Consider the following 12,108-nt stretch of genomic DNA (forward strand, 5'->3'; position numbering starts at 1 on the left):
CGTCGAATCTCTCGCACGATGTCGGCCTTCATTCGATCATGGCGCCCGCGAGCGCCGTCAACCCGTCCCGAATCCCCCGGTCACATCAGCGCGGGGTCCACGTGCGCGACCACATGGTGGGTCTGCGCCATGGCGGCCTCCGGCATCAGCGCGCCGCTGAGCTCGCCACCGGTCAGGCCGTACGGGCTGTGATCGGCGAACGAGGCCACCGCGAGCACCGCCGGATCATGCGAACCGGAGTCGTAATCGGCGATCGGCTTGACCCCGACCTGCGGTTTCATCGTCGGCGCCGGGGTGTTCGGCTGAATGTCCACGGTCGGCGCCTGGCTCGGCGGATCGTAGGTCGGAGCCGTTGGCCGCGGGGCGCTCACCGTCGGAACGTCGGCGGTGGGTACATCCGCGGTGGGTACATCCGCGGTCGGAACATCGGCAGTGGGGACGTCGGCGGTGGGCTGGTCCACCGTCGAGGGCAGATCCGCCGTGGTCGGGGTGTCGACCGTCGGCTGCGGCCGGGTGGTCGGCTCCGGGGCGTCGGTGGTCTGCGGTCGAGTGGTCGCGCCGCCGGTGTTTCCGGGAGTGGTGACGTCATCGTCCGGGTCCGAGGTGGACGGACGGGTGCTCGGCTGGCTGCCGCTCGCGCCCGGGGTCTTGGTGATCGGATCGTCGGACGTCGAGGTGCCCGGCCGGGTGGTGACGCTCACGCCGGGCAGCTTGGTGACGCTCACGTCGGGCGTGGAGGTGCTCGGGTCCGGCGAGGTGGTCTTGCCCGGCGTACTCGGCGTCGGCACCGTCGTGGTGACGGTGGTCGTCCCGCCGGGCGTGGTGCCCGGCGTCATCTGCGTCGGATCGTCGATTCCGGTTTTCGGCGGCGTGGGCCGATCGGCGGGCACCGAGCGCTCGAAGATCGCCGGTACCGCGGCGGCGGGCGCGGTGAGCGGGGACGGGCCCGGCGGCGGCGCGATCACATTCGCGATCGGCGAGGTCGCGGCGTCGGGCTGGATGGTGGTCTGCATGGGCGTCGCCACCACCGGCTGCGCCACCGCGGCCGGGGCGACAGCGGCGGGGGCGGGCGCCGGGACCGGAGCGACGGCCGCGGGCGCGACGGAAGCGGCGGGCGCTACCGGCGCGGGAGCCGGGGCCACGGGAGCGACCGGAGCCGCGGCCGCAGGAGCCGAATGCGTGGTGGACGCCGAGTGCGGGGCGCTATGGGACGTCGACTGCGCGGCCGGCGCGCCGGTCGCGGCCGAGCCCGCACCACCGGATTGCGGCATCGTGACACCGCCGACCAGCCCCTGGTGCGCGCCGCCCGCCTCGCCTGTCTCGACAGCGGGATGCGAGCCGTCCGGCACCCGCATACCGTCGGCGAGCCAGTCGGTGTACTGATCGAGCTCATCGCCGACATTGCCGATGCCGAAGTCGACCTTCATCGCGGTGTTCAGGTAGATGCCGTCCGCACCGATGCCGAAGTCGACGCTCAGCTCGGTGCCGAGGAAGACCCCGAGATTGTCGCCGTCGCCGATACCGTCGAACGGATCGCCCGCACCCGGCGCACCGGCCTCCGGCTGGGCCACGGGCGAGGCGCCCGGCAGGCCGAAGGGATTGGAGCCCGGCGCGACGAAGCCATTGGCGCCTGGCAGTCCGAAACCGTGCCCGGCCTGGCCGAGCCCGTGCCCGGGCAGACCGAAGCCCTGGCCTCCGGGCTCTGCCATCTCGCCCCCGCCGCCGGGCAGCGTGAAACCGTTCGATTGCCCACCGGTGCCGGGGATGCCGCCGATACCGGGCACGCCTTCGGAGGTCGAGCCGGGCAGGCCGCCGAGTCCGGGGACGCCCTCACCGGAGGCACCGGGGATGCCGCCGAGTCCAGGGACGCCGTCGCCGCCGGCGCTGGGGATGCCGCCGATACCCGGCACGCCCTCACCGCTCGAGCCGGGCACACGCATGCCGTCTGAACCGTTTCCGGGCAACGACGGCAGTCCGAAGCCCGCGTCGGTACCGCCCCCGCCGCTGCTGCCGACGCTGCCGTCCAGACGGGGCAGCGGCATGGTGACCCACGGGTCTGCGCCGGGGTCCTCGGGTCCCTGATCGGCGACCGGGGTCTGGGTGTAGTCGCCAGGAACGGGATCCGGGAAGGTGAGCACCGGGCTCGGCACATCGGGATCGGGGTCGCTGTTGCGCGCCCAGCCGGCATTCCAGCTGTCCAGGTGGTGTTCGTTGCTGCCCGGCTGAGCCGGGACGCCACCACCGTTGGCGGCCACCAGTGCGCCGCCGGTGACGTATGCGCCGCCCCTTGCTACCCGCGCGACACCACTCGCTACACGGTAGGCAGTGTCGCCGCCACGCTCGTCGGCATCGAAATCGCCGTCGAAGGGCAGGTCACGCGTCATACGACAACTCCACTCTCGGGTCTTCCAGCATCCTCACCACGCCGGACCGACCGAGAGTGAAGATCAGGTACCACCATATTTGTGCAGAACCCAGCTGTCACATCCTCCGGGACGCTGAAAAAGTTAACAACGCCACGCGAATTGATCCAGCCCCCAGTTACCGGGTGGCGACGCCGGCACCGGCCGGCGCGCCATTATCCCTGAACAGACCCGAGATCGCCCGCTATTTCTTGTCTTTCGGCTTATCCGACTGCGCGTCCGAGGACAGTGCCGCGACGAAGGCCTCCTGCGGGACGTCCACCCGGCCGATGGTCTTCATCCGCTTCTTGCCTTCCTTCTGCTTCTCCAGCAGCTTGCGCTTACGGCTGATGTCACCGCCGTAGCACTTGGCGAGCACGTCCTTGCGGATGGCGCGGATGTTCTCGCGGGCAATGATTTTCGAGCCGATCGCGGCCTGGATCGGCACCTCGAACTGCTGCCGCGGGATCAGCTCGCGCAGCTTGGTGGTCATCTTGTGCCCGTAGGCCTGCGCCGCGTCGCGGTGCACGATGGCACTGAACGCGTCGACCGCCTCTCCCTGCAACAGAATATCCACCTTGACCAGCTGCGATTCCTGCTCGCCCGACTCCTCGTAATCGAGGCTGGCATAGCCGCGGGTGCGCGATTTCAGCGAATCGAAGAAGTCGAAGATAATCTCGGCCATCGGCAGCGTGTAGCGCAGCTCGACCCGGGTCTCCGACAGGTAGTCCATGCCGCCGAGTTCACCGCGGCGCGACTGGCACAGCTCCATGATCGAGCCGATGAACTCGCTCGGGGAGATGATGGTGCACTTCACGACCGGTTCGAAGACGCGGCGCACCTTGCCTTCCGGCCAGTACGACGGGTTGGTGACGACCTGCTCGCTGCCGTCCTCCATCTCCACTCGGTACACCACATTGGGCGCGGTCGAGATCAGGTCCAGGTCGAACTCGCGCTGCAAACGCTCGCGGGTGATCTCCATATGCAGCAGACCGAGGAAGCCGCAACGGAATCCGAAGCCCAGCGCCACCGACGTTTCCGGGGTGTAGGTCAGCGCGGCATCGTTGAGCTGCAACTTCTCCAGGGCATCGCGCAGATCCGGGTAATCGGAGCCGTCGACGGGATACAGGCCGGAGTACACCATGGGCCGCGGTTCGCGGTAGCCGGTCAGCGGTTCGGTGGCCCCGCCGCGCGCCGCGGTGACGGTATCGCCGACCTTCGACTGGCGCACATCCTTCACACCGGTGATCAGGTAACCCACCTCGCCGACGCCGAGACCCTGAGTGGGCTTGGGTTCGGGCGAGACGATGCCGATCTCGAGCAACTCGTGGGTCGCGCCGGTGGACATCATCTTGATCTTCTCGCGCGGGGTGAGCTTGCCGTCCACCACACGGATGTAGGTGACCACGCCACGGTAGGTGTCGTAGACCGAGTCGAAGATCATCGCGCGCGCCGGTGCGTCGGCCTCGCCCTGCGGCGGCGGGACCTGGGCGATCACCTCGTCGAGCAGCTCGGCCACACCGACGCCGGTCTTACCGGAGACCCGCAGCACGTCCGAGGGCTCGCAGCCGACGATGTGGGCCAGCTCGGCCGCGTAGCGGTCGGGGTCGGCGGCGGGCAGGTCGATCTTGTTCAGCACCGGGATGATCGTCAGATCCTTGTCCAGCGCCAGGTACAGGTTGGCCAGGGTCTGCGCCTCGATGCCCTGCGCGGCGTCCACCAGCAGGATCGCGCCCTCACAGGCCTCCAGCGCACGCGAGACCTCGTAGGTGAAGTCGACGTGGCCGGGGGTGTCGATCAGGTGCAGCACGAAGTCTTCGCCCGCGTGTTCGCCGCTGCGCGGGGTCCACGGCAACCGGACGTTCTGGGCCTTGATGGTGATGCCGCGTTCGCGCTCGATGTCCATCCGGTCCAGATACTGAGCGCGCATCTGCCGCTCCTCGACCACTCCGGTCAGTTGCAGCATCCGGTCGGCCAGCGTCGACTTGCCGTGGTCGATGTGCGCGATGATGCAGAAGTTCCGGATCCTGGACGGATCGGTGAACGTCGTGTCGGCGAAGCTGGCGGGCACTCCACTCCTCATTCGGGTATCGGCGAACTGCGCTCCATCGTCCCATGGGTAGGGGCCGGCGCCCTCCGCTGGCCCGTGCATTGCCGCAATTACCGGCGGCCACACGACGATCGACGGCCGCGCACGGCCCTTCGGTGCGGATGTGATCGCGCCCGGCCGCCGTTATATTCCAGTGATGGCCCGCAGTTGGAACTCTCTCGGCAAGCAGCTCGGCCTCATCGCGAAGGAGCAGGGTCCCAGGATCGTCAAGTCGCAGGCGCCGAAGCTGGTCGGCAAATTGCAGCGCTCCACCCTGCTGGAACGTGCGGTCGGATCGCTGGCCCCGCCGCGCAAGCCCGTGGCCGTGCCGGTCCGGCCGACGGCCTCCACCCCGGTGCCCACCGCTGAGCGTGCCCGCAGGGTCGTCTACGCCCCGCACCTGGACGGGCGGGCCGACCCGGGCGAGATCGTGTGGACCTGGGTGCCGTTCGAGGAAGATCCGGCCAATGGCAAGGACCGGCCGGTGCTCGTGGTCGGCCGGGACCGCCGCACCCTGCTCGGGCTGATGCTGTCGTCGAATCCGGTGCGCGCCCACGATCGCAACTGGGTAGGGATCGGCAGCGGCAGCTGGGACCACGACGGCCGCCCGAGCTGGGTCCGGCTCGACCGCGTCCTCGACGTTCCCGAAGCGGGCATCCGCCGCGAGGGCGCCATCCTGCCGCGCAAGACCTTCGATGTGATCGCGCACCGGCTGGTCATCGAATACAACTGGAGCTGAAACACAACAGGCCCCCGCACCGACGCGGGGGCCTGTTCGTTTGTCGCGAGCTCAGCTGATCATGTCGCGGGACCGGCCGAACAGCATGCCGTAGATCAGAGCGCCGAGGCAGCCGCCGATCAGCGGGAAAACCACGAAAGCCCAGGACTGAGCCATCGCACCGTCCTGATACGGGGCGACGCCGAGGCTTCGGGCCGGGTTGACGGAGGTGCCGTCGACCGGGATGGAGATCAGGTGGATGACCGCCAACGTCACACCGATCGACAAACCGGCCAGCGGGACGTCGGAGATCTGGTCGGTGGAGGCCAGCACCACGAACACCAGCAGCGCGGTCAGCATCACCTCGACGATGATCATGGCCGCCATGCCGTAACCGTTCTGAACCACCACCTGCCCGAGCGGGCCCGTCTGCGCGGACGGGCTGTGCTCACCCCAGCCGTTGGCACCGAGCCCGTCGACCGCGCGGTCATAGGCGGGCAGATTCTTGGCGATGGCGAACAGCACAAGGCCGGACAGGAAGGCGCCGATCAGCTGGGCGATGACGTAGCCGACCGCGCTCACGGTCGACAGCCGCCCCATCAGCAGCTGCCCGACCGTCACCGCCGGGTTCACATGGCAGCCGGAGATCGGGCCGATCGCGTAGACGAGGAACATCAGCGTCAGACCGAACGCCAGCGCCACCCCGAGCGCGCCCACCTTCTCCCCGGCCAGCACCGCGGTACCGACACCTCCCATGACCAGAATGAAGGTGCCGAGCGCCTCCGCGGCCCATTTCTTGGGTTCGGGTATCGGCTTCAGCTCGATGGATTCTTCGACGACTTCCTGCGCAGTCGGTGACATGAGGTCCGCCTTCCGAGAGGATCGTCCCCGCCTCGGCGGAGAACACCGGGTAGTCCTGGGTCCTGCTGGAAAAATTGGTACGGCCGAAGTGAAACCGAAGGTTACGCCAAGCGTGTGACCGCCACAACGATTTCGCGGACCGCCGCGTCGCCGGACGGCGGCCTTCGCGGCAGCGCGCTTCGGCGAGGTGGTGTGGCAGCGCCGGACCGATTTCGTGTGCCGCGAGCGTGCTGGTACCCTCGATCTTCGGCGCAGCGTTACCGATACCCGGCGTTTACCGCAGGGCGCGATGCGCGCTACCAGACTTTGCAGAGACAGCCATCAGCGACAAAGGAAACCAGAGGATACAGGCGTGGCCAACATCAAGTCCCAGATGAAGCGGATCCGGACCAACGAGGAAGCGCGTCAGCGCAACCAGTCGGTGAAGTCCGCGCTGCGCACCGCCATCCGTAGCTTCCGCGAAGCCGCCGCCGCCGGCGACAAGGACGCCGCCGCCGAGCGCCTGCGCTTCGTGAGCCGCAAGCTCGACAAGGCCGCCTCGAAGGGCGTCATCCACGCCAACCAGGCCGCCAACAAGAAGTCGGCGCTCTCGCTGGCCTTCAACAAGCTCTGATCCACCCGGTGCCGCTCGGTACCGTCTCGACGCTCAGCCGCCGCGGCCACGACGACCGCGGCGGCTTTCGCTGTCTGCCCGGCCTGCTGTCACCCGGCTGCCGTACGATTCGGCGCATGGTGACCCTGTATGCGAATCAAACCGTGGTGCGTGCCGAGGATCTGCCGGAGGTGATCCGCGCCGCCGAGGTGCTCAATATCGGGGTGAAGATCGAGAACGTGGCCGTCCCGCTCGGCGACGACACCTACTCGATGGAATGGATCGTCACCCGCGACGAGGAAGCGCCCGCCTACGAGGAGTGGGACGGCCGCTACGAGGAATCCGACGACGAAGAACCGGCCGAGCTCACGGCCGTCGACTGAGCTTCCCCGGACCCGTTCCCTCGGCCCGCTGCCCCGCGCGGCGGGCCGACCGTCGTCCTCAGGCGCTGCGTTCGGTGACCGGCCGCGCGTCGTCGAGGGCGGCCAAGCGATCGAGGCCCTGCTGTGCGGCGGCGTCGGCGGCCCGGTAGATGATCAACCGCTGATCGGTCTCCTGCAGCGGCATCAGCACCTCGAAATCGACCGTGATCAAGCCCGCCGCCGGGTGGTTCAGCCGCTTACGGCCGCGGCCGCGCACTCGCACGTCGTGTTCGGCCCAGGCCCGGGCGAACTCCGGGCTGTGCGCGGCGAAATCGGCCACCATGTCGGCCAGCGCCCGATCCTCGGGATGCGCCGCCCACGCCGCCCGCAGATCGGCGACTCCTTCGCGGATGATCTGGTCCCGATCGAGGTAGTAATCGCGCATACCCGGGTGCATCAGGCACAACCACATCGTGTTGCGGTGCCCGGGAGCCAACCTGTCGAGATCGAGCAGCAGCCGGCTCATCTCCCGATTCCACGCCAGGATGTCGTAGCGGTGATCGACCAGCATCGCCGGCAGCGGGGCCAGATCCTCGACCAGCATGACCAGCGTCGGGGACGCGACGGTGCTCGACTTGTCGCAGTACGGCAGCCGCTGCTGCGCCAAATCGAACAGGTAGGCCGTTTCGTCGAGGTTCAACCGCAACGCCCGTGCCAGCGCCTCGAGCACCTCCGCGGACGGACGCAGTCCGCGTCCCTGCTCGAGCCGGACGATGTAGTCGGTGCTCACCCCGGCCAGTTCCGCGACCTCCTCGCGGCGCAGGCCGGGCGTGCGGCGCGTCTGTTTGCGCATCGCCAGTCCGAGATCGGCGGGCCGCAACCGTTCCCGGCGGGCGCGGAGGAAGGCGCCGAGTTCCTGCGTCGCGTTGATCGTCCCGGTCATCGGCACCGATCTTACGGCGAGGCCAGGGTAGGACCGGTTTTCCCAGGAAGAACCTTCCCTTACCGACCGGGCGCGATCGTCACAGACTCGCTGTCGACGCATGACGCAGACGACAGGAGTTCTCATGAGCACCACCCTCGACACCTACCGGACCCTCGGCCGTTCGGGCCTGCGGGTATCGCCGCTGTCGCTGGGCACCATGACCTTCGGCGCGGACTGGGGCTGGGGCGCCGACAAGGACGAGGCGCGCAAGATCTTCGACACCTACATCGACCACGGCGGCAATTTCATCGACACCGCCAGTCAGTACACCGACGGCAGCTCCGAACAGCTGCTCGGCGAATTCACCGCCGCCAACCGGGAATCGCTGGTGCTGGCAACGAAATACACCATGCTGCGCCGCCCCGGCGATCCGAACTCCGGCGGCAATCACCGCAAGAGCATGGTCGCCTCGGTCGAGGCGAGTCTGCGCCGATTGAACACCGACTACATCGACCTGCTCTACCTGCACGCCTGGGATTTCCTCACCCCGGTCGAGGAGATCCTGCGGGCGATGGACGATCTGGTGCGAGCCGGCAAGGTGCTGTACGTGGGAATTTCCGATACGCCCGCCTGGCAGGTCGCACGCATGCAGACCATGGCCGACCTGCGCGGATGGTCGCCGTTGATCGCGTTGCAGATCGAGTACAGCCTCATCGAACGCACCGTCGAACGCGATCTGATCCCGATGGCTCGCGAGCTCGGGCTCGGTGTCATTCCGTGGTCGCCGCTGGGCAGCGGGGTGCTCACCGGCAAATACACCCGCGCTGATCTGGTCGGTGAGACCTCCGCCTCGCCCAGCGGTACGCGCAAGAATGTCGCCGCGGCCAGCGGTGCGCTGACCGAGCGGGGGCTGGCGATCGCCGATGTGGTGGGTTCGGTGGCCCGCGAGCTCGGTCGCTCGCCTGCCCAGGTCGCCATCGCGTGGACACTACGCAATCCCGGTGTGGCCGCGCCGATCATCGGGGCGCGCACCGCCGCCCAGCTGGAGGACAATCTCGGCGCGCTGGAGGTCGCGTTCGACGCCGCCCAGTTGGCCCGGCTCGAGCAGGCCAGCGCGGTGGAGCTGGGCTTTCCACACGACTTCTTGTCTCGGCCGATGACGCGGGCCGTCACCTTCGGCGATCTGACGGTCGAAGGCGCGGCCTGAGCTCGATGGTTGCGCGGCGGGGCTGGGCCTGATTAAGCTCGGCGCCGCGACATCCGGTCGCCGTAAGCGTTCACGTCAATCAACGCACCGGCCGCGCCCTCCGGCGTGGTCGTTGCCGACGATCGTTTACGGAGTATCGATGAATTCCGCGAATCCCTCTTCCCGCAGTGTCTTCGAGCGCGCCAAGCTGCCCGCCCGGGCCGCGTCTTTCGTGTTGCCGCTGCTGCTGTCGTTGCTGATGACCTGCATCGTCTCGTTGATCAGCACCCTGATGAGCGACGGGCTCGCCGTCGGGCTCTGGCTGCGGTCGTGGGCGGTGTCGTGGCCGATCGCGTATCCGACGCTGCTGCTGGTGTTGCCGGTCGTGCGGCGGATCACGATGCTGGTGGTGCGGGCGGCGTAGAGCCTCGGCGCACAGGTAGTTATCGGGGGTGTCAGCGGCCGTGCAGGTCGAGGATCTGCATCAGCGCGTGTTCGAGCGCGAAGGCCGAATCGGCCGCGCCGCCCTTGACGTCGGCGTTCAGGGTCGCGACGACCTGTAGGGCGGAACCGATGGTGGCGGAGGTCCAGCCGCGGGATTGCGCCTGGGCCTTCTTCACCTTCCACGGCGGCATACCGAGCGGGCCTGCCAATGTGAACGGATCGCCGCGGCCCGCCGAACCGACCTTGGCGATGGTGTGCACCGAATCGGCCAGCGCGTCGGCCAGCAGCACATGCGGCACGCCCCGGTCGTTGGCCCACCGCAAGGCCTCCATGGCGCCGGAACGGTCACCGGTGACGGCCAGTTCGGCGACATCGAATCCGGTCACCTCGGCCTTGCCGGAGTAGTAGCGCCGCACCGCAGCGACGTCGATCTTCCCGCCGGTGTCGGCGGCCAGCTGGGAACTGGCGGCGGCAAGTTCGCGCAGGTCCGAGCCCACGGCCTCGATCACGGCCTGCACGACGTCACCGGAGACCCGCGCACCCGCGGCACGGAACTCGGCGCGGACGAACTCGGCCCGTTCGGACGCCTTGGCGAGCTTGGCGCAGTTGTGCACCACCGCTCCGGCTTTTTGCAGCGCGGGGGCGAGCGCCTTGGCCCGACCGCCGCCGGAGTGCACCACCATGAGCACCACGCCGTCGGGTGGTTCGGCCGCCGCCTCGGTGATCACCGCGACCGCGTCCTTACCGGCCTCGGCCGCGGATTCCAGGATGATCACCCGGTCCTCGGCGAACAGCGATGGACTCAACAGCTCGGCCAGCTCGGCGGTACTCGCCTCCCCCGCCCGCAGCCGGTCCACCGGCACGCCGTCCGGATCCGGCGCCCCCGCTCTGACCTGCGCGACCACGCTCGCGATGGCACGCTCGATCAACAACTCCTCGTCCCCGAGCACCAGGTGGACCGCCGCAGGCCGTTCGCTCACGCCCCGATCCTACGGTCGTGGTCCGACACACCGGCCGCCCCTGCCACCCCGGCGGTCGTCGCCGCAGGCAAATCCACCGATCACGGACGTTCCTCGGCGCGGTCATGCCCGGACCGAATGCGACCAGCACCAATCCGGGAATTAACGGGACTACAGTTCCGTTAGCTATCGACGTGCCGGGCGATCGCTCGGTAGTGCAGACGAAATGAGGCATGGGTCATGAGGTTCTGGGCGCGGCGACTGGGCGTCGCCATACTCACGGCGTTGATGTTGCTCACCGCGGCCTGCGGCATCGACATCGCGGCGAAGGACGCTCCGGGGTGGTCGGCCGGCTGGTCGGCTGCGGCGCAGCGGCCGAGCACCGGGTTCGGGCCGAATTGGTCGGAAGCGGGGTTCTCGGACGAGACGCTGCGGCAAGTAGTCCGCGTCTCCAACGGCGGCGACCGGATCCGCATCCGCCTGTCCAACCGTTTCGGTGCGGCGCCGCTGCGGATCGCCGGGGCGACCGTAGCCGCCACCGCCGATGGCGCAGCCGTGCGGCCGGAGACCTTACGGCCGTTGACCTTCGACGGCACGGCGACAGCGGAGATCGCGGCGGGCGGTGAAATATCCAGCGACGCCGCGTCATTGCCGGTCGCCCCGATGGATTCGGTCACCGTGACGCTCTACTTGCGGGACACCACCGGTCCGGCCACCTTCCATTCACAGGCATGGACCGACTCCTACCGCGCCGCCGGTGATCACCGGAGCGATGCCGACGGCATGGCCTTCACCGAACGCACCAGCTCCTGGTACTACCTCGTCGATGTGGAGGTGGCAGACGCGGTCGAGCGGCGCGATACCGTGGTCGCTTTCGGTGATTCGATCACCGACGGCTTCGGTTCCACACCGGGCGCGAATCACCGCTGGCCAGATGCACTCGCCGACCGGCTGGCTGCCATGGGTCAGCAGCGTGCGGTGCTCAACCTGGGTATCGGTGGAAACCTGGTGGCCAACGACACCGCCTGGTACGGCGACCGTGCCACGACACGCTTCCAGCGCGACGTGCTCGACAAGCCGGGTGTGCGCACCGTCGTGCTCTTGCAGGGCGTCAACGACATCGGTTTCAGCGAATCCGACCAGCCCACCTACGAGCCGAACCCGGATGTGCCGGTGGAGCAGATCATCGCCGGCTACCGCACCCTGATCGATCTGGCGCACGAGCACGGTATCCGGATGATCGGGGCGACTCTCCTGCCCTTCGGGGGTTCCACGCATGACAGTGCGAGGTCGGAGGCCAAGCGGCAGGCGCTGAACGACTGGATCCGCACGTCGGGAGAGTTCGACGCCGTGGTCGATTTCGAACGGGCACTTGCCGATCCGGCGAATCCGGCGGTGCTGCTCGCCGCCTACGATTCCGGCGACCACCTGCATCCCAACGATGCCGGGTACCGAAGGATGGCCGAGGCTCTCGACCCCGCGCTTCTGTAGACGCGCCGTGTACCGCCGTCGCCGATCGGAACCGACCCGACCGGCGACGGCCCCTGTCCACAGCAGGGCAGCGCCGCTC

Annotated in this window: 11 protein-coding genes; 6 read left to right on the forward strand and 5 right to left on the reverse strand. The window is 68.6% G+C overall.

The window, feature by feature from the left end; all coding sequences use genetic code 11:
* Positions 1–80: 80 nt before the first annotated feature.
* A complete protein-coding gene (locus FEK34_RS30170; protein WP_171048373.1) occupies positions 81–2,384 on the reverse strand; it encodes a hypothetical protein in 2,304 nt (767 codons plus the stop codon).
* A 223-nt stretch (positions 2,385–2,607) separates the two neighbouring features.
* Complete coding sequence (gene lepA, locus FEK34_RS24620) at positions 2,608–4,485, reverse strand: translation elongation factor 4 (RefSeq protein ID WP_138451501.1); 1,878 nt, start codon at positions 4,483–4,485, stop codon at positions 2,608–2,610.
* Positions 4,486–4,648: 163 nt separating this feature from the next.
* Here lepA and FEK34_RS24625 point away from each other — a divergent pair, with 163 nt between their 5' ends.
* The gene (locus FEK34_RS24625) at positions 4,649–5,230 is read left to right on the forward strand and encodes a type II toxin-antitoxin system PemK/MazF family toxin (protein ID WP_138451503.1); all 582 of its coding nucleotides are present in this window, start codon (positions 4,649–4,651) and stop codon (positions 5,228–5,230) included.
* Between the two features lie 51 nt (positions 5,231–5,281).
* Here the strand turns inward: FEK34_RS24625 and FEK34_RS24630 are convergent, their stop codons facing one another.
* The gene (locus tag FEK34_RS24630; RefSeq protein ID WP_138451505.1) at positions 5,282–6,070 is read right to left on the reverse strand and encodes an aquaporin; all 789 of its coding nucleotides are present in this window, start codon (positions 6,068–6,070) and stop codon (positions 5,282–5,284) included.
* Positions 6,071–6,422: 352 nt separating this feature from the next.
* Between FEK34_RS24630 and rpsT the strand changes: the two genes are divergently transcribed.
* Together rpsT and FEK34_RS24640 are read left to right on the forward strand one after the other, a co-directional pair.
* Positions 6,423–6,683: a 30S ribosomal protein S20 gene (rpsT, locus tag FEK34_RS24635; RefSeq protein WP_014349721.1), complete on the forward strand. Its 261-nt coding sequence runs from the start codon at positions 6,423–6,425 to the stop codon at positions 6,681–6,683.
* Between the two features lie 116 nt (positions 6,684–6,799).
* The gene (locus FEK34_RS24640) at positions 6,800–7,045 is read left to right on the forward strand and encodes a hypothetical protein (protein WP_036534678.1); all 246 of its coding nucleotides are present in this window, start codon (positions 6,800–6,802) and stop codon (positions 7,043–7,045) included.
* A gap of 58 nt (positions 7,046–7,103) precedes the next feature.
* Here FEK34_RS24640 and FEK34_RS24645 read toward each other — a convergent pair whose 3' ends face one another.
* Positions 7,104–7,967 carry a helix-turn-helix domain-containing protein gene (locus FEK34_RS24645; RefSeq protein ID WP_138451507.1) on the reverse strand — a complete coding sequence of 288 codons (864 nt, stop codon included), beginning with the start codon at positions 7,965–7,967 and terminating at the stop codon, positions 7,104–7,106.
* Between the two features lie 124 nt (positions 7,968–8,091).
* Here FEK34_RS24645 and FEK34_RS24650 point away from each other — a divergent pair, with 124 nt between their 5' ends.
* Both FEK34_RS24650 and FEK34_RS24655 read left to right on the forward strand, forming a co-directional pair.
* A complete protein-coding gene (locus FEK34_RS24650) occupies positions 8,092–9,156 on the forward strand; it encodes an aldo/keto reductase (RefSeq protein ID WP_138451509.1) in 1,065 nt (354 codons plus the stop codon).
* A 139-nt stretch (positions 9,157–9,295) separates the two neighbouring features.
* A complete protein-coding gene (locus FEK34_RS24655; RefSeq protein WP_138451511.1) occupies positions 9,296–9,559 on the forward strand; it encodes a DUF2798 domain-containing protein in 264 nt (87 codons plus the stop codon).
* Positions 9,560–9,590: 31 nt separating this feature from the next.
* Here the strand turns inward: FEK34_RS24655 and holA are convergent, their stop codons facing one another.
* The gene (holA, locus tag FEK34_RS24660) at positions 9,591–10,559 is read right to left on the reverse strand and encodes a DNA polymerase III subunit delta (protein ID WP_138451513.1); all 969 of its coding nucleotides are present in this window, start codon (positions 10,557–10,559) and stop codon (positions 9,591–9,593) included.
* A gap of 219 nt (positions 10,560–10,778) precedes the next feature.
* Between holA and FEK34_RS30985 the strand changes: the two genes are divergently transcribed.
* Positions 10,779–12,029 carry an SGNH/GDSL hydrolase family protein gene (locus FEK34_RS30985; protein ID WP_138451515.1) on the forward strand — a complete coding sequence of 417 codons (1,251 nt, stop codon included), beginning with the start codon at positions 10,779–10,781 and terminating at the stop codon, positions 12,027–12,029.
* The last annotated feature ends 79 nt before the right edge of the window (positions 12,030–12,108 follow it).

This window comes from Nocardia cyriacigeorgica (genome assembly GCF_005863245.1).
In the GTDB taxonomy this organism is placed as follows: Bacteria; Actinomycetota; Actinomycetes; order Mycobacteriales; family Mycobacteriaceae; genus Nocardia; species Nocardia cyriacigeorgica_C.